The following is a 24,222-nucleotide window of genomic DNA, read 5'->3' as shown; positions in this document are numbered from 1 at the left end:
ATAAAGGGGCTTCCACTTTTCGAGATTTCATTTTGATGCCTAAATTTACGCTCATCTTTTCGTCTAAATTCATTCTGCTCGTTATCGCTCTGGTTGGGCTCGCGGGATGCCAGATTGAATCTGAACCTAAAAGTGTCCTTGAGCAGATACGAGATCGCGGCGTTCTTCGTGTCGGCACCCTTAACAACCAACTCTCTTATTACATTGGTCCTGATGGACCGGCTGGCTTGGATTACGAGTTAGCTCGTGAGTTTGCGCAGGAGCTTGGTGTAAAGCTTGAGGTTAAACCCGCTTACCGTCTATCTGGCTTATTCCCAGCGTTGAAGAAAGGCGAAATCGACCTTATCGCGACTGGCTTAACGCAAAACAACAAACTGACACGCGCTTATCGCGCCGCGCCTGCTTATTACTATGTAAGCCAACAGGTCGTGTACAAAAAGGGACAATGGCGCCCAAGAAACCTTGAGCAATTGATCAATTTTGAGAATGAGCGTCAGGCTGAGTTTGTAAAAGCACAAGCGGAATCAGAAGCTGCGGTATCAAGCGAGACGCTGACGCCCTCTTTGGTTGTGGTGAAAGACTCGCACTTTGAACCAACACTCAAACTGCTACAGAAAACACACGATGACTTCATCTACGACGCGGTTGGCAATGCAGACATCAATGACCTGCTAAAAGAAGTATCAACAGGCGAACGTTTATTCACAGTTGCAGACTCTATCGAATTGTCACTGGCGCAACGTTTGTACCCAGATGTTGCCTTGGCATTTGAGCTGACAGAAGACCAGCCTATCTCTTGGTACCTAAATAGATCGGAAGATGAAAGTTTGTACGCTTTGCTGATTGAGTTCTTCGGTAACCTAAAACAGTCTGGTGAACTGGCTTCACTGGAAGAGAAATACATCGGTCATATCGGCACCTTCGACTACGTTGATACTCGTGCCTTTATCCGCGCACTAGACAGCAAACTACCAAAATGGTCACCGCTGTTTCAGAAGTACTCACAAGAATTTGATTGGCGCTTGATTGCTGCATTGGCATACCAAGAGTCACACTGGAACCCAGTCGCACGCTCGCCAACGGGTGTGCGAGGCATGATGATGCTGACACTGCCTACAGCGAAGAGCGTTGGTGTGACTAACCGGCTCGACCCGAAACAGTCGGTACAAGGTGGTGTTGAATACCTACGTCGCATCGTGAATCGAGTGCCAGATTCAATCACTCAACACGAAAAGATCTGGTTTGCCCTAGCTTCATACAATGTCGGTTACGGACACATGATGGACGCTCGTCGCCTCACGAAGGCACAAGGTGGCGATCCCGATGCTTGGGGCGATGTGAAAGACAGACTGCCGCTGTTACGACAGAAGAAGTACTACAGCCAAACTCGCTACGGCTATGCCCGTGGTGATGAAGCTAGAAATTACGTTGAAAACATTCGCCGTTATTACCAAAGCATCATCGGCCATGTAAATAAGCGTAATAAGGAACAAGAAGAGAGTCTTGAAGGGTTGATCGTCATCCCACCTCTAGAGACTTCTGGTGCTGAATCAAGCATTAGCGCTGCTGAATCGACAGTAAGCAGTTCAGAACCTTCGCAGTAGAGACTAAAAGAGCAATGCCATTAAGCATTGCTCTTTTTTATTGTGCTTTTTATAACTGCGTAAAAGAATAAGCTCGACAAAAGGCCGTGAAAATCGATGTGTCATATTGCAGTAACAATCGAACTTTATAACGGCACACCATAATCAAGATTACGCTCTGTTGCACTTCAGTGCTGGGGTTTAGCTAGAACTGCTCTTCTGGGTAAGCCAAGCGCGCGACAAGCCAAATAAACGAATAACACTATAATTAAATCGTTAGTCCAAACTACAAAGTCAGACGACAAATAGGAAATCATTGAAATGATGAAGAAACTGAAATCGAAGCGCCTTGATAAGACCGTTGCTGCAAACCGTCGTAAGCGTATGCTTTCAAATAACAAAAAGAAGATCATTTGGCGCAACCGTGCTTTCATGCAGATGATTGCTGAGTAAATACGATAACCAAGTCGGTTGGCACGGGCACTCTTGAGATTGAGAGTGCCTAAAGCTCGCTGCTATTTCTTATTACTGACCTTTTTGTCGCTACTTACCTCGTCAGCTTTTAGACTCAGCTCTTCCAACAGACGCTCTTGCTTTCGCTTCTCTTTTATCTCTTTCCTACGGCGCTTGAAAAACGCCTGCAACTGCTCACGACACTCTTCTTCTAATAGGCCATGTTCAACATCAGCATAGTGGTACGAGGCTTGGCTTTCAAACAGGTTCAAAACTGTACCCGCCGCACCGGCTTTTAAGTCAGGTGCACCAAAGACGATGCGTTTTACTCGGCTATGTAACAAGGCTCCTGCGCACATAGGACACGGCTCTAGCGTGACGTATAAGGTGGTATCGAGTAGACGGTAATTTTCCAGAGCTTGCCCTGCTTTACGCAAGGTTTCGATTTCTGCATGTGCCGTGGCATCGTGGCTACCAATCGAACGGTTCCACCCTTCAGAAATAATCTCACCATCTTTTACCAACACGGCACCCACGGGGACCTCTCCCTCACTCTCAGCTTGCTTGGCTACCTCAATGGCGCGTCGCATGAAGATTTCATCTTGAGGGGTGAATTGATGGTCTGACAAAGGGAACTCCCGAAAAACAAACAATAAGAACAAAAAAGGTATGCGGTGAAGCATACCTAATCTTGGTGGCTATGAACAACAAAGAGATAATGAACAATAGCCACCATCTAGATGATTAGCTCTTTATTTAGCTTGCTGCTTCAACGACATCATTAACGGTTTGCGTCGCTTTAACACTCACAATGCGGTTGTTCTCAACTGAGATGATTTCAAACTGCCACTGCTGGCACTCCACGAATTCACCGACTTCTGGTAAGCGGCCTAGTAGCCACGTGATAAGGCCATTCAGCGTTTGGAAACCCTCGTTTTCACCTTCTAGTTCCGAAAGCTCTAAGCGGTTTTTCAGCTCACTGAGGGGGATTAACCCGTCCACCAGAAGTCCGCCTTCGACTTGCTCTGTCCAAAGGTCTTTCGGGTTGTTCGATAACTCTCCGGCAATCGCCTCAAGAATATCGTAGTGAGTCACCAAGCCTTGCACATCACCATACTCATCGACAATGAATGCCATCTCGGTACCCGACTCTTTAAAGTAGCCAAGTAGACGTAATGCCTTCATCGATTCCGGTACATAGATCGGCGATTTAGACAGCCCCATGATCACTTGAATACTCAGATTACCCGCCTGATTCAATAAAGCCTTGGCCGACACTGTGCCCACCACCTTATTTAGATGGTCTTGGCATAAAGGGAATACGCTGTGCTTTGATGAGCGGAGCTGCTTCAAGATGTTCTCAACAGGTTGGTCGATATCCAGAAAATCGATGTCTCTGCGAGGAGTCATCAATGAGCTGACAAGACGATCATCAAGCTGCAAGATATTGCGAATCATCTCTTGTTCACCACGCTCTATCACACCAGATTCAGAGCCTTCTTTCACGAGCGCATGAATATCATCTTCAGTCACGCTGTCTTCTTCGCCGCCACGTCCCATCAGCTTAAGAATGCCTTCGGTTGAAGCCGATAGCGCAAACACAAAAGGCGTCGCGATTTTAGATAACCAGAAGATAGGTAGCGCCACTAATACGGCGATGTTTTCAGCTTGAGATTGAGCGAAACGTTTTGGTACTAGCTCACCGACAACTATCGCGAAGTAAGTAATACCCACCACCACAACCGCAGTAGATAAGATGTTCGCTTGTGTTGGGTCTAATCCCCACAGTTCAAGTTGAACAGCCAATGGAGCAGATAGCGTCGCCTCACCCACAATGCCGCTGAGCAGGCCGATTACAGTGATACCGATTTGAATGGTTGAGAGGAAGCGGGTTGGGTTTTCTTTAAGCTCAAGTGCAACCTGAGCGGAACGATGTTTTTCGGCTAAGCGTTTCAGCCGACTATTCTTTGCTGCTACCAATGCAATCTCTGACATGGCAAACAGACCATTTAAAACAATTAACCCTACTAAAAGCAGAATCTTCATGTGGTTTGGATTTCCTAAATTTACCGGCCAACAATTAGCCGTAATCCGGAGTATAAGCTGAGTACCTTTGACTTGGATATAAAAAGTTTTGGATATAAAGAGTCTTGAATACAAACAAAACAGAAAAAAATAGCGAAAAAAAAGCCCGCACATTTCGGTGCGGGCTTAGCAATGAATAAAGCTTAATTTTGCTTAGTTCAATCTTACATTGTGTAAGTGTAAGGTGCTTGGATACCTAGTGGGATACCAAGAGCCCAGTAAGCTAGCAAGAAGATAGACCAACCGATTAGCATAGCAATCGAGAATGGCATCATTAGAGAAGCTAGAGTACCGATACCTGTCGACTTAACGTAGCGTTGACAGTAAACAACAACCAGTGGGAAGAACACCATTAGTGGAGAGATGATGTTAGACACTGAGTCACCTACACGGTAAGCCGCTTGAGATAGCTCAGGAGAGATACCCACAACCATTAGCATTGGAACTAGGATTGGACCGATAAGAGCCCACTTAGCTGAAGCAGAACCTACAAGAAGGTTAACTGAAGCTGTTAGTAGAATCATACCAACAACCGTTGCTTCACCAGGAAGGTCCATCGCTTTCAGGCCTTCAGCACCGTAAAGCGCAAGCATAGTACCGATGTTTGATTGACCGAATGCAGATAGGAACTGTGCACAGAAGAACGACATTACAATGTATGCGCCCATCGTTGCCATGGTCTCAGACATTGCTTTGATTACGTCATTGCTGTTCTTGAAAGTACCCGCTACACGGCCGTAGACGATACCTGGAATGATGAACAGGATGAAGATCAGAGGAACGATAGACTTCATTACTGGTGCAGAGAATGCTGTTAGCTCACCTTCAGGAGAACGAAGTGCTGAGTTTTCAGGAATAAGAGCCGCGATAAGCAGACCAATACCTGCAACCATAGCCCAACCTGCAAACTTGAATGCTTTAGATTCGATTGCAGTGAATGTACCAAGATCTGGTGCTGCTTCTGCATCTTCATCAACTGGCGTGTTAGCAAGGCGAGGCTCGATGATCTTCTCAGTTACATACCAACCGATAGCAACAATAAGAACTGAAGATAGGCCAGTAAAGAAGATGTTCGCTAGAGGGTTAATCACGTATTCAGGGTCAAGAACGTTTGCCGCTGTTTGAGTGAAACCAGCGAGTAGCGGGTCAATACCTGAAGGAATGAAGTTCGCTGAGAAACCACCTGATACACCAGCAAACGCTGCTGCAATACCCGCTAGAGGGTGACGACCCGCTGCGTGGAAGATGATACCACCAAGAGGGATTACTAGAACGTAACCTGCATCTGCAGCTGTGTGAGACACGATAGCAACAAGGATTAGCATTGGCGTTAGTAGCTTAGCTGGCGTGAAGTTAAGCATCTTCTTAAGGCCAGTCGTAATGAAGCCTGAAGAATCTGCAACGCCAACACCTAGCATAGCAACAAGTACGATGCCTAGCGGTGCGAAGCCTGTGAACGTGGTAACCATATTCGCTAGGAAGCTAGCAAGCGCTTCACCAGTCAGTAGGTTGTTAACTTCTAGAGCAGCACCCGTTTGAGGGTTGATTAGGTCGAATGAAAGGTTCGACAAAAGTGCAGATGCTACCCATACGATAACTAGAGCCCAGAAGAACAGGATTGCTGGGTCTGGAATTTTGTTGCCGGCGCGTTCAATGAAGTTTAGAAAGCGGTCCATTCCACTGATTTTCTCAGTCGATGGTGCTTTTTTTACGGCTTGGTTACTCATTGTAACTCCATATGTGATGTTGTTTTGTTTAGGCCTAATATAAGTTTTGACCACGGCCTATTGGTACAGCACATATTCTATTTAAATCGCCATTAAAAAGCACAAGATTCCACCTCATTTTCCATAAATGGAGACATATTTTGCAAAAATACCATACAACAGCAACAATATAAAAACACAAAAAACACCATTCCATATACAGTCATTTAACTAGTACGTAAACAATGTCCGAGGAGTGAAAATTATCAGTAAAAGGAGTCGCGTAAGCCTTGGCATGCAGTAAACGTTTGCTTGAGGGTCAATCAAACTCACTGTATTTGGAGAGCATAGTTTCTAGATAAATGCTTTGTGCGCGGTTCATACGATCTTGCCATGCAATTGTGACAGTAATGTTTTTCAGAGCGCCAGACAAAGCCCCGTTGGCATCGGTTACATCACATGTCATCGCATACGCAGAGCCCGATAAACCGGATAAGGGATCTGAACTTGCTATGTTGAGACAATGGTTCGCCTCACTTAGTTCCGAGAAAGAAATGAGCCCAACCGCCCCACTCACATCCGACACGCGAGTTCGATAATATTCCATCTGTCTTTCTGCAAAATGCAACGCTTCAACACTGTGGAGTGCAAACTCTGATTTTTGTTCCGCGTACACCTGCAATTTAACCAGCCCTAATGAAGCAACACCAATGAGCATAAAGGAGATAAGCACCTCGATCAGGCTGAAACCTTGTTGTTTAGAAGTCATTCCATGAACCTCGCTTCCATTGGTAAATCGAAGGCGGATCGCTTGGGTTAGATTCAGAACGAAAATCTAAGTCCATGTCACCCACAATGGTCGTCACACCAAGTGGGGAATCAAAGATAAGGCCACCGGAAGGAAGACCCGACGCAAACTGAATCCCGACACTTTTTTTAATAACGTTGACGTCATCGATGTCTTTGATAAAAGGAGCAAATACATTGTTCGCCACAAGCCCCTTCCAAAAGTCATCGACACGAGTTTTCACATGGCTCTTTTGATAATCAACCAAGTGATAAATCACTCCGTTGTAAGCCATGGCTCCATTCAAGGCGAACACACCATCTTGCACAACCAGAAGCTGCGATGGGTTGATTGTGGCCGCAACCGCAGCGTTGATATGGCAGTTGCCTTCAATCCACAGCCCCTTGCTTTGCCCAGCCGTAAAATGGTCCATGATCTCAGTACCGCAATCAGTCGCATTCAATAGCTGAACATGCTTAAACAAGTCAGCATCTTGTGACAAGTCGACAATATTTTGATCGGTTTTAGCAATACCAAAGAAGGTGTAAAACGGATTCATATTTGGATCAGGGTTAAAGTCTTTCTGGAACGGAGGTGGGTTCACTTTTTCATAGTAATCAGGAGCATAAATCGAATGAGAGCTGCCGGAGCTACCTTTAGGGATCGCTGTTTTATAGTCGCTATGGCAAATACCATCGAAGCCAGAAAATGGGCCATCGGCACTAGGATCGAGCACCTCTAATCCCAATGCCTGCCCTGAATTACTATGTGTGGCGTCATATTGGTAGGTGAATAGATCAGCAAAAGTAACACTGACACACTCATATTCATTACCACTAATAGGGTCTTCTTTCGCTGTAGGCTTAAGACTCAGTGTACCGATGAGCTCAATCGGCCCTGTTGATTGAATCGCCCCACTGCCTAGCAGGGAGCTTTCCTTTATTGTCTTATAGAGCGAATGTGTATCTATTGATGACGTCACAATATAAGCACTAGAACTTGCACTATCAGAGATCTCGACTTTAGGTTGGTCGGTATAAGGGGAGCACCAATCGGCAAAATCAGCGGGGCGAGTACTCGAATCTTTGATGTCAGGAATGGTTTTATTTAACTCGAGTAGATAAGAGTATGTGCACTCCAAGCCACCTTCTGATCGCCAGTGGGCTTTGCGACCTTCGACCTCATTTTGAGCCACTTTGATCTGATGAAAAACACTGCGATACGTACCTAATGTCACCACCAGCGCACCAATTAAAAGCACAGATGTAATCAACAAGGTCACCACACCACGCTGGTTTCTCAACATCATCATTGCCAGTTCCTTTGTTTAATAGAGACCGAAAGCGATTTGGAAACACCCGCGGTTGGAATTGAAGCTGTGATATTGATATCAGTGAGCGTGGTCTTGATAGAGTTTTGCTCTAATGCCTGAGAATTAATGTTGAACTCGTCCACTTCGATAAGACTGTCATCGAACAATGAATAACACGATGTGACTTCATTGAACGACAGGAGGTCATCTGAAACAAGCATGCCTTTTTCACATATTTGTAGCCGAGTCCCATCCTTGCGGTAAACGATATGTCGATGATCTTTATCGCTACTCGACCCTTCTCGGAAATAAACAAAACCCACCGCCACACCGCCACTGACTTGAATTGTGTCACTCGCGCCAGATAACTTGATTGAGTAACCGTTTGAACCATCGTAACCCGCTCGTTGAATATCCTCTTTCATCACCTGCATGGTGCTTGTTAGATTTTGTAGCAGCAATAATTCAATGCCTTTGTCTTTGGCAATTCTCTGCCCTGTTATAAAGACACTACCGATAATCGAAATCGCAAATACACCAATCACAGACGCCACCATTAACTCAATTAATGATGTGCCTTGTTGTTTACTCGGCGCTATCGCGGTCGGTCTAACACGCATCATAGCCATACTGCGCACTGGACTCTCCGCACACCTTAATTCGCCCTGGAGGGCTAGATAATTTAACCAACAGTCGGTCTGTAGACGCCGTGTTTGGAGAAAGATAAATCGTCCCTCTGGCTGGTCGTCCTCTTACACTCTCAAAACTAATTCTTGCTCCTGTATAGTTATGAGAGAACGAGACATCTCGAAACGGTTGACCCGATAGCATCACCAGCGTTTCGCCAGAGAGATCTTCGGTCGGTTTCAACAACAAGCTCCATTCCCCCGTTGATTGCTCTTCATTTTTATCCATGGAGAAATGAACCCAAAGATCTTGATTCCTTTTCACCGATTCCGACTTAGCTTGAATTAAAAAACCATTCAACTCACCAGCGAGTCGCTGCATCTTGACGGTTTGAGTCACCGAACTAAAACTCGGGGCAGCCGTCGCTATCAGTATCGACAAAACCGATACTGTTATTAACAGCTCTAATAAAGTAAACCCGCGAGTCATTTCCCAAATTCCTATGTAATCTGATGCGTAACCGTATTTAATCTTGCGCCGATGCTACCACCGGAGAAAAATAGACAGAGTTATGAAAGGAAACTACTCGCGATGATTCGAAGAAATATATGCAACAACAACAACTTAAGCATTAAAGGAATGACATTGATCGAATTATTGATCGCTATCGCCATCGTGGGGATACTCGGCGCCATTGCCTACCCAAGTTATACAAACCATGTAATCAAGGCGCATCGAGTTACAGCGATGGCTGATATGACAAAGATCCAATTGGAGATAGAAACGCTGTACACGGGAAACTACGCGTCGGCAGCGGAGAGTGTTATTTCTGGAGGGACATGCTTGTTTTGCGATACGGATACCAGTCGCTACACGCTAGCAGTTTCGGCTAGCAGTACCACCTATTCGATTCAGGCTGAACCACTTTCACAACAAACAAACGATGACTGCTTAGAGTCGACGACCGATATTTTGGAATTGCACCACTCAGGTATTTCAGAACCGGAAGCATGTTGGAAATAGCAAGATAACCCTGCAAGAAAACTAGAACTTGCCCGTACACCTCAGTTCTTTTCTCTAACCTACTGTCTCGTCCTAAAATACGTTGACAGTTTTTTACCAAGCCAACAGCGCCAGCTGTTGGCTTTTTTCATGCACCTCATTTGGAGTTTTCATCATGAGACTGAGATGTGGCCTCATATTGTTATAGATATTGATAGACTCTTTTACTAGTCGTTTAAGCTCCTCAAGATTCTTACATCTATCAAGTAAGAACTCTTGTTTCAGGATCCCATTTATTCTTTCTGCTAAGGCATTTGGGTAGCAATCATAACCATCTGTCATCGAAGGCATTATGCCGCTAGTTTTCAGTTTATCTTGATATACACCTGAGCAATACTGCAGACCACGATCTGAATGATGGATACAAGAACGATGATATCGACGCCCTTTGATAGCCATATCTAGCGCTTTCACGACATCCGTCGCTTTCATTTCATTACTCAGCTCATAGCCCATTATTTTTCGGCTAAACGCATCTGTAACCAATGATAGGTAGTGAACTCCTTCATCAGATTGAACATAGGTTATGTCGCTCACCAACACACTCTCTGGACTACATGGCTTGTAGTCCTTTAATAAGTTCGGGTGTTTCTTCATCCAATGCCGACTATTGGTCGTTTTTGTAAAACTACGCTTAGGTCTTACCAACAATCGCTCAGCTCGTAAGTAGTTGAAAAGCGCATCTCGGCCTAACTTGATACCTTGTTCTTGTAGTCTGGGTTTTATTAAAAAATAGAGCTTCCTAGTACCAACCCGAGGCATATAGCGCCTAATATCCAACACCATTTTTTTAATCGGTTTAAGCTCTAACCGACGATGATGAGCTCGCTTTTCTCGTTGATAAACACTCTGCCTTGTTATGCCGCAAAGCCTACATACTCGAACTAAACTTATTCCTTCTTGCTTTTGAAGGCTTCTTGCTCCTTGGCTAGATACTTTTTTCTGAGACTGGTTCCGTGCTCAGCATCAAGGATATCAACCACTCTATTTAAGAAGAGGTTCTTGATTTTTTCGTCTTCCAACTCTTTTTCAAGACGTTTTATTTTCTGTGCAGGCGATTCTTTAGGCTTAGGTGATTGGATCATGACATTCATCCTTGGATTTTGCGCCCAATTCATCTTACCGTGCTTTCGAAGCCAGGTTAAAACGGTTGAACGGCCTTGGATACCATAAATGGTTTGGGCTTGTTTATATGTCATATCGCCTCTTTCTACAGCGGCGACGACCTGTAATTTAAAGCCTAGTGTGTAATCACGCTGAGTGCGCTTAACGTAGGTATTATTTGAAGTAGTCATAATTCGTCCTCAATGTGTAAACACATTTCAGGACGAGACATACAGACACAAAAATGTATGGTCCGCCCCGTTATTGCAACTACAATTAAGTAATAACGGAGTTGGTTTGCGCTAATGTATTCGGAGTCCTTGTTGGGAGCACTAGCTTCCCAGCTCCACGATGATATCCGCGCCAGATTATCCTTAAAAAGCCCAAAGCATTGATTGCTATTTTTTGTGTCAGGTTCTTAATCTGGCCGATTGACCGTTTTTGTCATCACGTTCATTGGCGTTGCAAACTTGGTTATAGCTAAACAGCCTTAAAAGCTTGGCGGTGGTATAACACCGCCCAAGCTATCCTCACTAGCTTGTTGGCTAATGCGACTACTACTACATTAAATGGTTTGGTGGCTCGTAGGTTCGCAAGCCACTCTCCAAACACTTTCCCTGTCGTCTCTAGTCTAGAGAGTACAGCCCTTGCCCCATGGACAAACAGAGTTCTGAGGTGTTTATTCCCTCGTTTACTCATACCAAGTAGCTTGGTCTTTCCTCCCGTTGAAAATTGCCTTGGCACAAGCCCCAACCAAGCCGCCATCTCACGGCCATTGGTAAAGTTACTCGGAGAGCTTACATCGGCAATACACAATGTGGAGGTAAGATCACCAATTCCAGGGATAGTTTTTAATAATTGAGCACTTTCGTTGTTATTAACAATAGTTTGAAGCTTGTTATCTTGAGTTTTGATTTGTTCATTAAGGTACTTGTAATGTTCGTGGATAGATATCAATTCACATAGCAAGCTTTTTGGTAATGAGACGGTTTGTTCTGCTAACCATTGAAACAGAGACTTCATCTTTGCATGCCCTTTGGGAAAGCTAAGGCCGAACTCAAGTAAGATCGCTCCGATCCGCGACATAGCGGCAGTTCTCTCCTTGATATAACTATCTCTGACTCGATGAATCGCTGCGATGACTTGAGCCTCTTCACTTTTTACAGCTACAAACCTCATGGTCGGTCGACCCGCAGCCTCTGCGATCGCTGAAGCATCGATGAAATCGTTTTTATTGCCTTTGACATAAGGCTTAACATACTGAGGAGGAATAAGTCGGGGTTGATGCCCAAACTCACTACATTTTCGAGCAAGCCAATGAGCACCGCCACAGGCTTCGAAAGCAATAGTTGTTGGTTCTATTTTACTAAGAAAGATTAAGAGTTGGTTGCGATTAAATTTACGACGAAGCACCTCCACCCCACAACGGTTATGTGCGATAGCATGGAAGCAATGTTTACCTAGGTCGATACCTAAAATATGAATAGAAGACATATAGTTCACCTCATTCTGAGAGCCTACTCTAAGCTTAAGGGCTTGAGAGTGAGGCGGACCATATAATTAAGCCTGCTACATGAGCAGGCTTTTCTATTGTTATCAAAAACTTTAAGTATCAACAATTTAAAGCATCAATAACTTAAGGTATCAACAACCTAAGTTGCTAAGTAAGGGATTACTTAGTTAGGTCATCGAAGAAGTTTTTAACGCCGCTGAAGAAACCTTCAGACTTTGGCTTGTGCTTGCTTGCCGCTTCGCCACAACATGTTTCTTCGAATTCGCGTAGTAGTTCTTTCTGACGAGAGCTTAGCTTAACTGGTGTTTCTACCACTAGCTTAACGATTAGGTCACCCACACCGCCGCCACGAACACCTTTCACGCCTTTGCCACGCATACGGAACATACGGCCCGTTTGTGTTTCTTCTGGCACTTTAAGGTTCACACGACCATCCAGTGTTGGAACTTCAACTTCACCACCTAGAGCTGCCATAGAGAAGCTTACTGGTACTTCGCAGTAAAGGTTGTTGCCGTCACGCTCAAAGATGTTGTGCTCTTTTACGTGTACTTGTACGTACAGGTCGCCAGCTGGAGCGCCTTGCTCTCCCGCTTCACCTTCGCCAGATAGACGAATACGATCGCCAGTATCAACACCAGCAGGGATCTTAACGTTAAGTGTTTTGGTCTTCTGCTTACGGCCTTGACCGTGACAAGAGTTACATGGGTCTTTGATGATCTTGCCTTTACCATTACAAGTAGGACAAGTCTGTTGAACCGCGAAGAAACCTTGACGCATTTGTACTTGGCCGTGGCCATGACAAGTGCCACAAGTTTGCGCTGAAGAACCTTTCTTCGCGCCGCTTCCATCACAGGTATCACACTCAACAAGTGTTGGTACTTCGATTTCTTTAGAAACACCACGAACCGCTTCTTCTAGAGAAAGCTCCATGTTGTAACGTAAATCAGAACCACGTTGTGCACGCGCTTGACCGCCACCACGACGACCGCCGCCGAAGATGTCGCCAAATACGTCACCGAAGATATCGCCGAAGTCACCTTGGCCACCGCCGCCGAAACCGCCGCCGCCACCCATGCCGCCTTGTTCAAAAGCTGCGTGGCCGTATTGGTCGTAAGCTGCTTTCTTTTGAGGATCGGTTAGGATCTCGTACGCTACTTTTACTTCTTTAAACTTATCTGCTGCGGTGTCGTCACCCTGGTTACGGTCCGGGTGGAATTTCATCGCTAAGCGTTTGTACGCTTTTTTAATATCGCGCTCTGATGCATCGCGGCTTACGCCTAATACTTCGTAAAAATCACGTTTTGACATGTTCTAGGTCACCAAAATAATTGCTACTACCGAATGATCACTTCAGTAGTCTGTGTATCAATCTAGATAAAAGTTCTGCCGGCTGAAACGCCGAATAAAGCTATTATCTAGATCGACAAGTCTAAATACAAATTTACGGGCGTGAGAGTTACCTCTGACGCCCGTATATTTAGAAATCGAAAAACGACTTTTCTAAGCTAAAACACGTTAGTTCAAGGAGAAGGCACGGAGCTTACAAGTGTAAGTGAGTACCTTCGACGCAGAAATCACGTGTTATAGCGACGAAAAATTACTTTTTGTCGTCTTTAACTTCTTCAAACTCCGCGTCTACCACGTCGTCGTCTTGCTTAGGTTGCTCACCCGCTTCAGCGCCACCTTGCTGTGCTTGAGCTTGTTGTTGAGCGATTTCCATTAGCTTCTGAGCTGCTTGCATAAGTTCTTGAACTTTAGCGTCGATAGCTTCTTTGTCGTTACCAGACTTAACTTCTTCTAGTGCCGTGATAGCTGCTTCGATCTTCTCTTTCTCTTCTGCAGGTAGAGCTTCACCAGCTTCTTCAACTTGCTTACGAGTACCGTGAATCATTTGGTCAGCTTGGTTACGTGCAGTTACTAGCTCTTCGAACTTTTTGTCCGCTTCTTTGTTAGCTTCTGCTTCTTGTACCATTGCTTCGATCTCTTCCTCAGACAGGCCGCCTGATGCTTGGATAGTGATCTTCTGCTCTTTACCAGTAGCTTTATCTTTAGCAGATACGTTCAGGATACCATCAGCATCTAGGTCGAATGTTACTTCGATTTGTGGCATGCCACGTGGTGCTGGTTGGATACCTTCTAGGTTGAACTGACCAAGAGACTTGTTGTAAGTCGCTTGCTTACGCTCACCTTGAAGAACGTGGATAGTTACTGCGTTTTGGTTGTCTTCAGCTGTAGAGAACACTTGATCCGCTTTGGTAGGGATAGTTGTGTTTTTCTCGATAAGCTTAGTCATCACGCCGCCCATCGTTTCGATACCGAAAGATAGAGGAGTAACGTCTAGTAGTAGAACGTCTTTAACGTCACCAGCTAGTACACCACCTTGAACAGCAGCACCCATTGCAACAGCTTCGTCAGGGTTCACGTCTTTACGTGGCTCTTTACCGAAGAATTCAGTTACTTTAGCTTGAACCATAGGCATACGAGTCTGACCACCAACTAGGATAACGTCAGTGATTTCGCCTACAGATAGGTCAGCATCTGCTAGAGCTACTTTTAGTGGCTCAAGAGAACGTTGAACTAGGTCTTCAACTAGAGACTCAAGCTTCGCACGAGTCACTTTAATGTTCATGTGCTTAGGACCAGTCGCATCAGCAGTAACGTAAGGTAGGTTTACGTCAGTTTGAGTAGTAGAAGAAAGCTCGATTTTCGCTTTTTCTGCTGCTTCTTTAACACGCTGCATTGCTAGTGGATCAGCTTTAAGGTCGATACCTTGCTCTTTCTTGAACTCATCTACTAGGTAGTTGATCATGCGGTTATCGAAATCTTCACCACCAAGGTGAGTGTCACCGTTAGTTGAAAGAACTTCGAAAGTCTTCTCGCCTTCTACTTCATCGATTTCGATGATAGAGATATCGAATGTACCACCACCAAGGTCGTATACAGCGATAGTGCGATCACCGCCTTGCTTGTCTAGACCGTAAGCTAGAGCAGCAGCAGTTGGTTCGTTGATGATACGTTTAACATCTAGACCAGCGATACGGCCAGCATCTTTAGTTGCTTGACGTTGAGCATCGTTAAAGTAAGCAGGAACAGTTACTACTGCGCCAGTTACTTCTTCGCCTAGGAAGTCTTCAGCTGTTTTCTTCATTTTCTTAAGAACTTCAGCAGATACTTGAGGAGCAGCCATTTTTTGGCCTTGCGCTTCAACCCATGCATCACCGTTGTCAGCCTTAACAATGTTGAAAGGCATGATTTCGATATCGCGTTGAACTTCTTCATCTTCAAAACGACGACCGATTAGACGCTTGATAGCGAACAGTGTGTTTTGAGGGTTAGTAACAGCTTGACGTTTTGCAGGTTGACCAACTAGCGTTTCGCCTTCTGTGTATGCGATTACTGATGCTGTTGTGCGTTCGCCTTCAGCATTTTCAATTACGCGTGGTTTGTCGCCGTCAAGAACAGCAACACAAGAGTTAGTAGTACCTAAATCAATACCAATGATTTTACCCATCAGGCCATCTCCGAAATATATTCTATTAAGTTTTTGCTATACCCACATATGTGGGGGTGGTAATTAGAGAATCAACCCTAATACACAAAATTAAAGTGCAAATGTAATTTGCTTTCGTATGCACCATAGATAAGGGCTGCAAACTGGTTTTCAAGGGAATAAGTGAAAAAAATCTATTTTTTCGCGCATCTTTTTACATAAATATAAAAAGTGGCCTATCCCTTACCCCTTATGGCTCGAAAGTAGAGATATTCGCGTGTTTGCTATGCAAAGAAAATATCCGCCATATTCTCTTTAACATAAAAAAGACCTTCACTTGGAAGGTCTTTTAAAATAGATATTAATCGATATGGGTATCAGCCAACATCGATATCACTCGAATAATTATTGATTGAGCACTAACTGGTAGAAACTTGCTTGAGTGTAGTCACCCGCTTCCATACCACGCCATTCACAAGCCGAACTCGACTTCTTCGTGTTGCACTGGTTGTAAGCACCGGCTTTGAAGTACATCCAATCTTGACCGTATCCAAGGTCGATGTCGTGCCCTTGATATTTACCCTTTGCCAAATCAACATCATATGTCTTCACGACTGGGTCAGATGAGTTTGGATTCTTAGTAAAGGTTAAGTGCATGATGTTGTCTTTTATATTCACATCGTATGAGAACACCTCTCCTAGCTTAATACCATCGGCAGGATCAGCACTGCCCTTCTTCAGGTTATATTGACCAAACACATCATGGCGAATGTCTTTACGAAGTTTCTTACCGTTTTCGTCCTTCGCATCTTTCATCTCTGTCGGCGGGTTCAGTTCGTAGTTCCACGTTAAAGAACCGTGTTCATGCTCTGGCAATTTACGGTAAACAATTTTCAGAGGCTCATTATCCGAGCCATGGATCTGACCAATCACCACTGAGAATGCGCCTGTCTTTTTGTAGTTGCCGCTAGTACTGACTTGGTCGACAGAAAGCGTTGCCGTCATTTGACCGCCGATAGAGCCAAACTCTTGCGCATTGTCATGGCTTGAAATCGCGAAGTTGTTATTTGGAGCCGAGTAGCTGTCTGCCAGCATTGCTCTTAGTTCACTGCGCGTATTCTTACTGTTTGGTGTGGTTGGCGCGGTATTTGGAGCCACAAACACCATCGCACCAGATTCCGCATCTGTGTAGAACCATTTAGGGTGAACGTAAGGCGTTTCTACATTCGACAATTCCTTCTTACCAATCTCCAGAGTTTTGCCTTTACGGTCTCCCTCGGTTGTCAGCTCAGGTAAGTTAATTTTCCATTTAGATAAATCGAAGTTCTGTGCCGGTGCTTTTGCCGGATCAAGGTCAAACTGTTGACCAACATCGTGATTAGAAGCAAGAACAGGCGCAGCTAAAAGGCCAGCAGTCAGTAGGCTAAGGTAGGACAACTTCATTATTAGGTTTCCTTTATGTCGTCAGAATGTAGGTTGCCAGAACAATAAAATAATATTGTATTACTATATGTGATCTATATTAAATATTGAAAACTGATGACCGATAAGGTGTCTATAAAAATAAAAAATGAGACTTAGCATCAACAAGAACTCCTCTTTAACCAACTAACCAAGCAACCTACACACTTATCAACAACAAAAAAAGCCCCGCTCTCATTGAGCGGGGCTTCCAGTTATCGAGTCTTAATTAAGAATTAAGCTTCTGCTTTCTGTAGTTCAGCTTCTTCGTTTGTTTCAACGCCGATTTCGCCTTCAGACTTAGCAACGATAGTGTTAACCGCTGTGTCACCCACTACGTTAGATGAAGTACAGAACATGTCACAGATACGGTCAACAGCAGCAACAATCGCTAGACCTTCTGGTGGCAAACCTAGTTGGTGTAATAGAACACCTACCATCACAACACCGCCACCTGGAACACCACCAGCACCGATAGACAGTAGCAGGATAGTTAGACCTAGAGTGAAGATGTCAGCTGTATTGATTGGTTGACCGAAAGCGTTCGCAACGAACATTGTCGCTAGTGCGATGTAGATAGATACACCAGACATGTTCATTGTTGCGCCTAGTGGTACACCGAAACCTGCTACTGACTTAGATACGTTTAGTTTGTCAGTTAGAGTACGCATTGTTACTGGGATTGTTGCATTCGAACTTGCTGTAGATAGTGAGAATAGAACTTGCTCACGAGTTGCACGTAGGAACTGCTTTGGAGAAATGCCAGTGAATGAACCAACCATCATCGGGTAGAAGAAGAAAATCCAGAACACAAGCATTGCAACTACAAGCGCCACATAACCAGCAACTGACATTAGCGTGTCTGCATCCAGTGTTGCGCCCAGCTGAATCATCAGAGCAAATACACCGTAAGGCGCCAAGCTCATTACTAGACCGATAAGCTTCATCATGATTTCGTTAGCCATCTTGAATGTCTTGATAGCTGGACCACCACGAGAATCAAGCGCTTGAATAGCAAGACCTGTCAAAATTGCCATGAAGATGATTTGTAGCATATCGCCGCTTGCGAACGCTTCTACAGGGTTGCTAGGAACGATGTTAACAACAAGAGAGAAGATGTCTGGTGTTTCAGTTGTTGTAAGCGCAATTGTCTCAGAAACCGTACCTGCTAGGTTTGCACCTGCGCCAGGTTGGAAAATAAGACCAATCGTTAGAGCAGCTGAAATCGCAATGATGGTGTTAATAATGTAAAGACCAAAGGTTTTACCACCAAGGCGACCAAATGAACGGATATCTTTTAGTTCAACGATACCGCAAACAATAGATACATATACAAGAGGCACTACCAGCAACTTGATAAGTGATACGAACATACCACCAGCGCCTTCCGCAGCACCAAGTAGGTAAGTGTCAAAAATAGCAATACCGCTGAATAGGTACTGAATAGCAGTACCAATAAGTAGGCCGGCAAACAAGCCTACAAAAATCTTACTTGAGAGCGATTTATCCATCGTTCTTCTCCAGTCTGTTGTGTTTAAAATTTGTACTTTTATAGTTATATATGCGACTAAAATCGCTATATGGCAGTGGATTTTACATACAAAGATAACAATTAAAAGTATTTATTTACAAAAACATTACAAATGTGACATCAAAACATTTCTTCATTAACAACCAGTTTCATAATATAAAACTCTAAACCGTTGATATGGATAAAATAAAAAGAACGACATTCTTAATGCGGTTTTGATGACTATTTACGTGGACTCTCAAGTAACAGGCACAAAAAAAGAGAGGCCTATGCCTCTCTTTCATTTTACGGTAGCCAGTGAATTATGTTGCAGCCCCTACTTATTCAGTAAGTGCGCCAGTCAATCACTTGGCGACTTAATTACTTAGCAACCATAACCATTGCAGGACGAACTACACGACCGTTTAGTTCGTAGCCTTTTTGCATCACGAACATAACCGTGTTTGATTCGTGATCTGGGCTTTCTTGGATAGACATTGCTTGGTGGAATTCAGGGTTGAACACTTCACCTTCAGGGTTGATCTCTTTAAGACCAAACTTAGCCACCGTGTCTACAAACGTTTTGTGCGTTAACTCAACACCTTCAAACAAAGGCTTAACCACTTCGTTTTCAGCATCTGCCGCTTGCATTGCACGCTCTAGGTTGTCGATTACAGGAAGTAGACCTTCAGCAAATTTGTTCAAAGCGAATTTACGCGCTTTATCAATTTCTTGCTCGCTACGACGACGCATGTTTTCAACTTCAGCTTTCGCGCGAAGAACAGAATCTTGCTGCTCTTTCACTTTAGATTCGCTAGATAGCAGTGCAGCTTCTAGTTGAGCGATTTTTGCTTCCTGCTCATCAGCAGCGTCTTCGCTCAGCTCAGCAGCTTCCACTTTTTCTGCTTCAGCAATGATCTGATCTAGCTCTTCTTCGGTTACTTTGTTTTCTTCGTTGCTCATGATATCTCCAGAATTCGTTTTCAATGCAAGTGACAGGCGTGTTTGCACCCCAAATTGATATAAAACACTCGCATAGACGTTCAACTTGCCTTTATTATGGGGATGAAGAATTTTGATTCAAGCCTAATTCGTTTGGAAACGTTATGAAAAAGCCATTTGAAGTCATTGCCATTATCGGTAAACCTCGAGATCAGCAAGCAATTCAGACTCATAGAGAGCTCTATCAGTGGTTAAGTGCTGAGGGTTATCAAGTGTTTGTTGATGACAGACTCGCCACAATTTTAGACGATATCCCAAAAGAACATTTTTCTAGCCTGATTGAATTAGGTAAACGCGCCGATCTTGCGATTGTGGTCGGTGGTGACGGAAATATGCTTGGTGCCGCTCGAATCCTGTCACGCTTCGATATTTCAGTGATCGGTGTTAACCGAGGCAACCTTGGTTTCCTAACCGATCTTAACCCTGAAAACTTCCAGAGCGCGCTGACGGATGTGCTTAAAGGCGAGTTCATGGAAGAAGAGCGCTTCTTACTTGAAACGGAAATTCATCGCCACGGCCAAATAAAAAGCCACAACGCCGCACTCAACGAAGCAGTACTTCACCCCGGTCAAGTTGCACACATGATCGAGTTTGAAGTATACATCGATGACAGCTTTGCTTTCTCTCAACGTTCTGATGGTTTGATCGTTTCAACTCCGACAGGTTCTACCGCCTATTCACTTTCTGGCGGCGGTCCTATTTTGTCATCAAGTTTGAATGCGATCTCATTGGTACCCATGTTCCCGCACACACTTTCAAGCCGCCCACTTGTAGTCGATGGCAAGCGCCGTATCAAGCTGATCGTATCGCCTGATAACCGTGGCACTCAAGAAGTCAGCTGCGATGGTCAAATCTCATTACCTGTGTCTCCGGGCGACGAGATCCACATTTACCAAAGCCCAAATGTGCTCAAGCTGATCCACCCGAAAGACTACAACTACTACCATGTCCTACGTAACAAACTAGGCTGGTCGAGTAAGCTGTTTTAACTAAACGGCTCTAACAATAACCGAAAATTTTAAAGGCTGTCGACATTCGTCAGCCTTTTTTATTGTCCATAGAAAGCCCGCTGGCTCTAGCTTCTCCTCAATTTTCTTGTACCGTCATTCCCAAAAAGGAGGAACGACTGAGTTGGGAATCTATAGTGCTTTCAGTGATCTACAAACAAGTTCAATTCTGAGAGCTATCGCAAAAAATTTTCACCTGTCGACTTTACTGTATAAAGAAACAGTATATACTGAGCTTATATACAGTATTGTTCAGTTATACAGGTAAATAAAAATGCTGGCTCATTTAAGTGTTAATAATTTCGCTATTGTTAAGTCTTTACAGCTAGAACTCTCTAAAGGCATGACAACAATCACCGGGGAAACTGGTGCGGGTAAATCTATCGCTATCGATGCTTTAGGCTTATGTCTTGGGGGAAGATCAGATGCAGGAATGGTTAGACAAGGTGAAGAGAAAACCGAAGTCAGTGCCGCTTTTTTACTTGAGAACAATCTGCATGCAACTCGCTGGTTAGAAGACAACGAACTGCTTGATGGCAGTGAATGCATCCTACGCAGAACCATCTCTAAAGAAGGTCGTTCTCGTGCATTCATCAACGGCAGCCCAGTTCCTCTTTCGCAACTGAAATCACTGGGACAACTGCTGATCAACATTCATGGTCAACACGCGCACCATCAGTTAATGAAGAGCGACTACCAAATGGCCATGCTTGATCAATACGCAGGCCACTTAAACCTATTGAAGTCGACACGTAACGCTTACCAAGCATGGCGACAAGCGGATAACCATCTAAAAGAGTTACGTGAAAACAGCCAACAAAACCAAGCTCAAAAACAGCTTCTTGAATATCAAATCAAAGAGCTAAACGAGTTATCGATTGGGGAGGAAGAATATGAAGAGCTCGAACAAGAGCATAAGCGCCTCTCCAATAGCGGAGAATTGGCCTCAACCTGCCAGCAAGCTATCGAACTTATTTACGAAGGTGAAGAAGTTAATGCGCTTGGTATTTTGCAATCGGCCAATCACTCCCTAATTCAACTAGCTGATTTAGATGAAAGATTAGCTGAGCTACCAAACCTACTGTCTGAAGCTATCATTCAAATTGAAGAGACCAATAGCGAACTAAGAAGTTACCTAGACAGCATTGATGTCGACCCTGCTCGCATGGCTTATGTAGAAGAACGCTTCTCTAAAGTGATGTCGATGTCGCGTAAGCACCATGTTTTGCCAGAAGAACTTTATAAGCACCACCAAGACTTGCTACAACAAGTCGAAGCACTGGATTGCTCTGATGAAAAGCTGGATGAATTAGCCAACGAGGTTGAGAGCCAATACCAGTCGTTCGTGGCGAAATCAGAAAAACTTCATAAGTCACGTACTCGTTACGCGAAAGAGCTGAACAAACTGATCACGCAAAGCATGCACGAACTGAGCATGGAAAAAGCGCAGTTTGCCATTGAAGTGAACAACACCAATACACACCCATCACCACTGGGTATGGATAACGTGACCTTTATTGTCTCCACAAACCCAGGCCAACCAATGCAGCCAATTGCTAAAGTAGCGTCTGGTGGTGAGCTATCACGTATCTCACTCGCGATTCAGGTCATCACGGCACAGAAAGTCGACACACCAAGTCTGATTTTCGATGAAGTCGATGTGGGTATCAGTGGACCAACCGCTGCGGTTGTCGGAAAAATGCTGCGTACACTAGGAGAATCAACACAAGTTATGTGTGTGACTCACTTACCTCAAGTAGCAGGCTGCGGTCACCAACAACTGTTCGTTGCCAAGAATACCAAGTCAGGTAAAACAGAGACGCAAATGCACACGCTTGATGAGCAACAACGCGTTTCAGAGCTTGCTCGCCTGCTTGGTGGCAGCCAAATTACAGAATCGACCCTTGCCAACGCAAAAGAGTTATTAATCGCAGCTTAGGTCAAATATTCAGCAATTTTCTGATAATTTACCGAAAATTCTTGGCAATTTTGCAACTAAATTCAAAATTGCCAGTCATAACAAGCTCAAAGCGCAAGGAGCTTTTTACTTCTTGCTGGAGCTTGTTTATTATCAGGCAGTATTTTAGCGAAGAAAGATCTCAAACTATGCGAATTAAAAAGTGGTTAGTTGCAGTTCCACTTGCACTAACAATGTTGACCGGTTGCTCTCTACTAGAGAAGTTGGTTTATCGAATTGACATCAATCAGGGTAACTATGTTGAACAAGAAGCTGTCGACCAGCTCAAGTTTGGCATGACAAAAACACAAGTTCGTTACGTTATGGGCTCACCTATGCTTATCGAAAATGGCTACCCAGATACGTGGTACTACATTTACCACCATCAAAAAGGTCACAACGACCCTATTCAGAAAAACCTTGTCGTGAACTTTGATGCTACTGGCACTCTAGTAACGATCAATGGTGATTTTGAAGCCAGTGATGAGTTCTTCGAAAGCCTTCGCTAGCTTTCCAGTCGACAAAGCTCTAAACCGATAAAACTATCGGTCGACAAAACTATCAGTCGACAAGGTATGAATCGCAAAAGCCTGCTCAAATGAGCAGGTTTTTTAATATCCGCTAACAAATTAACTCACGGTGCCTAACTAACAGGCACAAAAAAGCTCACCAATATAGCGAGCTCTTCTTAATCAAATCGGTTTTACGAAACTACTTGGCAGCAGCTGCTTTCGCTTGTTCTGCACGCTTACGGCGAATCTCTTTTGGATCAGCCAATAATGCGCGATAGATTTCGATACGGTCTTTATCACGAACCGTCGCATCTAACTTAACGTTACGGCTGAATACACCAACCTTGTTCTTCGCTAAGTCGATCTCTGGATACAACTCCAATACACCTGACTGCGCAATGATCTCTTCAACGGTCGCGTTCTTGTTCACGACTAAGGTAAACACACGCTGCTCATGCGGAAGCGCAAACACAACTTCTACGTGGATCATATCTGATTCAATAGTCATGGCTTAGTAAACCTGTTTCGCGCGTTGAGTAAAAGCACTGACCATATTGCTCGTCAGCTCATTGAAAATCTTACCAAAAGCCATCTCAATCATTCTGCTAGAGAACTCAAACTCCAACTTAAGTTCAACTTTACACGCTTGATCGTCAAGCGGAGTAAAATACCAACCGCCTTGCAGTTTCTTGAATGGGCCGTCCACCAGCTCCATCAAAATCTCAGCACCTTCCGCTAAGCGATTCGACGTAGTAAATGTTTTGCTGATACCGGCTTTAGAGACATCAACCGAAGCCACCATAGTTGAATCTGAAGATTCGATCACACGTGAACCAGAACACCCTGGCAAAAACTCGTGATAACGAGCAACATCATTGACCAAGCTGAACATCTGGTCGGCACTAAACGACACTAATGCTGAACGAGTAACCTTTGGCATATAGACTCCTGTTAAAGACAGCGTTACATTAACACAAACTGCAATTTTAATTGTATTGGGCCAGAGCGCAAATAAAAAGGATTCCCCAACTAGGGCGCAATCCGTATAATG

General features: G+C 44.3%; 22 protein-coding genes. 6 read left to right on the top strand and 16 right to left on the bottom strand.

The features are described from left to right. Positions 1-35 precede the first annotated feature (35 nt). Together mltF and OCV12_RS03120 are read left to right on the top strand one after the other, a co-directional pair. Complete coding sequence (mltF, locus tag OCV12_RS03125) at positions 36-1,604, top strand: membrane-bound lytic murein transglycosylase MltF (RefSeq protein WP_261885325.1); 1,569 nt, start codon at positions 36-38, stop codon at positions 1,602-1,604. A gap of 300 nt (positions 1,605-1,904) precedes the next feature. Further along, positions 1,905-2,036: a hypothetical protein gene (locus tag OCV12_RS03120; protein ID WP_017059878.1), complete on the top strand. Its 132-nt coding sequence runs from the start codon at positions 1,905-1,907 to the stop codon at positions 2,034-2,036. A 62-nt stretch (positions 2,037-2,098) separates the two neighbouring features. Here the strand turns inward: OCV12_RS03120 and tadA are convergent, their stop codons facing one another. From tadA to OCV12_RS03085, 7 genes are all read right to left on the bottom strand, one after another. Beyond that, on the bottom strand, positions 2,099-2,719 hold the full coding sequence (gene tadA, locus OCV12_RS03115; protein WP_261885324.1) for a tRNA adenosine(34) deaminase TadA: 621 nt from the start codon (positions 2,717-2,719) through the stop codon (positions 2,099-2,101). 73 nt (positions 2,720-2,792) lie between these two features. Further along, positions 2,793-4,082, bottom strand: a complete 1,290-nt coding sequence (locus OCV12_RS03110) for a hemolysin family protein (RefSeq protein ID WP_261885323.1) — start codon at positions 4,080-4,082, stop codon at positions 2,793-2,795. Positions 4,083-4,285: 203 nt separating this feature from the next. Then, positions 4,286-5,848, bottom strand: a complete 1,563-nt coding sequence (locus OCV12_RS03105; protein ID WP_048663708.1) for an AbgT family transporter — start codon at positions 5,846-5,848, stop codon at positions 4,286-4,288. Between the two features lie 298 nt (positions 5,849-6,146). Continuing rightward, positions 6,147-6,596, bottom strand: coding sequence for a prepilin-type N-terminal cleavage/methylation domain-containing protein (locus OCV12_RS03100; protein WP_261885322.1), 450 nt, complete (start codon positions 6,594-6,596; stop codon positions 6,147-6,149). After that, entirely contained in the window at positions 6,586-7,926 is a 1,341-nt protein-coding gene (locus tag OCV12_RS03095; protein ID WP_261885321.1) for a hypothetical protein, read from the bottom strand. Before OCV12_RS03095 ends, OCV12_RS03100 begins: the two co-directional genes overlap by 11 nt. Then, entirely contained in the window at positions 7,923-8,555 is a 633-nt protein-coding gene (locus tag OCV12_RS03090) for a PilW family protein (protein WP_261885923.1), read from the bottom strand. The genes OCV12_RS03095 and OCV12_RS03090 overlap by 4 nt, the downstream gene beginning before the upstream one ends. Then, positions 8,536-9,042 carry a GspH/FimT family pseudopilin gene (locus tag OCV12_RS03085; protein ID WP_017631958.1) on the bottom strand — a complete coding sequence of 169 codons (507 nt, stop codon included), beginning with the start codon at positions 9,040-9,042 and terminating at the stop codon, positions 8,536-8,538. Before OCV12_RS03085 ends, OCV12_RS03090 begins: the two co-directional genes overlap by 20 nt. Positions 9,043-9,144: 102 nt before the next feature. Here OCV12_RS03085 and OCV12_RS03080 point away from each other — a divergent pair, with 102 nt between their 5' ends. After that, on the top strand, positions 9,145-9,576 hold the full coding sequence (locus OCV12_RS03080) for a type IV pilin protein (protein WP_176681897.1): 432 nt from the start codon (positions 9,145-9,147) through the stop codon (positions 9,574-9,576). A gap of 93 nt (positions 9,577-9,669) precedes the next feature. Here OCV12_RS03080 and OCV12_RS03075 read toward each other — a convergent pair. The 7 genes from OCV12_RS03075 to grpE form a co-directional block, all read right to left on the bottom strand. Then, positions 9,670-10,910 (bottom strand): IS3 family transposase gene (locus OCV12_RS03075; RefSeq protein WP_261885320.1). Its coding sequence is split into 2 segments (ribosomal slippage): positions 9,670-10,538 and positions 10,538-10,910, totalling 1,242 coding nucleotides; the frame shifts between segments, so codons are not numbered across the junction. 289 nt (positions 10,911-11,199) lie between these two features. Next, positions 11,200-12,213 (bottom strand): IS110 family RNA-guided transposase, encoded by a 1,014-nt coding sequence (locus OCV12_RS03070; protein ID WP_261885319.1) that lies wholly within the window; start codon positions 12,211-12,213, stop codon positions 11,200-11,202. 178 nt (positions 12,214-12,391) lie between these two features. Further along, positions 12,392-13,540 carry a molecular chaperone DnaJ gene (dnaJ, locus tag OCV12_RS03065; RefSeq protein ID WP_176681898.1) on the bottom strand — a complete coding sequence of 383 codons (1,149 nt, stop codon included), beginning with the start codon at positions 13,538-13,540 and terminating at the stop codon, positions 12,392-12,394. A gap of 289 nt (positions 13,541-13,829) precedes the next feature. Further along, positions 13,830-15,743: a molecular chaperone DnaK gene (gene dnaK, locus OCV12_RS03060; protein ID WP_261885318.1), complete on the bottom strand. Its 1,914-nt coding sequence runs from the start codon at positions 15,741-15,743 to the stop codon at positions 13,830-13,832. Positions 15,744-16,127: 384 nt separating this feature from the next. Next, the gene (locus OCV12_RS03055; RefSeq protein WP_261885317.1) at positions 16,128-17,165 is read right to left on the bottom strand and encodes a polysaccharide lyase family 7 protein; all 1,038 of its coding nucleotides are present in this window, start codon (positions 17,163-17,165) and stop codon (positions 16,128-16,130) included. Between the two features lie 254 nt (positions 17,166-17,419). Beyond that, on the bottom strand, positions 17,420-18,694 hold the full coding sequence (locus tag OCV12_RS03050; protein WP_017629404.1) for a dicarboxylate/amino acid:cation symporter: 1,275 nt from the start codon (positions 18,692-18,694) through the stop codon (positions 17,420-17,422). A gap of 380 nt (positions 18,695-19,074) precedes the next feature. Next, positions 19,075-19,656 carry a nucleotide exchange factor GrpE gene (grpE, locus tag OCV12_RS03045; RefSeq protein WP_017629405.1) on the bottom strand — a complete coding sequence of 194 codons (582 nt, stop codon included), beginning with the start codon at positions 19,654-19,656 and terminating at the stop codon, positions 19,075-19,077. Between the two features lie 143 nt (positions 19,657-19,799). On the opposite strand from grpE, the gene nadK reads away from it, so the two are divergent. From nadK to bamE, 3 genes are all read left to right on the top strand, one after another. Next, a complete protein-coding gene (gene nadK, locus OCV12_RS03040) occupies positions 19,800-20,684 on the top strand; it encodes an NAD(+) kinase (RefSeq protein ID WP_017066747.1) in 885 nt (294 codons plus the stop codon). Between the two features lie 292 nt (positions 20,685-20,976). Continuing rightward, positions 20,977-22,641, top strand: coding sequence for a DNA repair protein RecN (recN, locus tag OCV12_RS03035; RefSeq protein ID WP_261885316.1), 1,665 nt, complete (start codon positions 20,977-20,979; stop codon positions 22,639-22,641). A gap of 167 nt (positions 22,642-22,808) precedes the next feature. Further along, positions 22,809-23,168, top strand: coding sequence for an outer membrane protein assembly factor BamE (gene bamE / locus OCV12_RS03030; protein ID WP_009848326.1), 360 nt, complete (start codon positions 22,809-22,811; stop codon positions 23,166-23,168). A 202-nt stretch (positions 23,169-23,370) separates the two neighbouring features. Here bamE and OCV12_RS03025 read toward each other — a convergent pair whose 3' ends face one another. Together OCV12_RS03025 and OCV12_RS03020 are read right to left on the bottom strand one after the other, a co-directional pair. Continuing rightward, complete coding sequence (locus tag OCV12_RS03025; RefSeq protein WP_004737569.1) at positions 23,371-23,679, bottom strand: RnfH family protein; 309 nt, start codon at positions 23,677-23,679, stop codon at positions 23,371-23,373. Positions 23,680-23,682: 3 nt separating this feature from the next. After that, the gene (locus tag OCV12_RS03020) at positions 23,683-24,111 is read right to left on the bottom strand and encodes an SRPBCC family protein (protein ID WP_016767156.1); all 429 of its coding nucleotides are present in this window, start codon (positions 24,109-24,111) and stop codon (positions 23,683-23,685) included. Positions 24,112-24,222: the final 111 nt, after the last annotated feature.

This window comes from Vibrio pomeroyi (assembly GCF_024347595.1).
GTDB lineage: Bacteria > Pseudomonadota > Gammaproteobacteria > Enterobacterales > Vibrionaceae > Vibrio > Vibrio pomeroyi.
The sequence above is the reverse complement of the archived record's forward strand: the minus strand, read 5'-3'. Positions and strand labels throughout refer to the sequence as shown.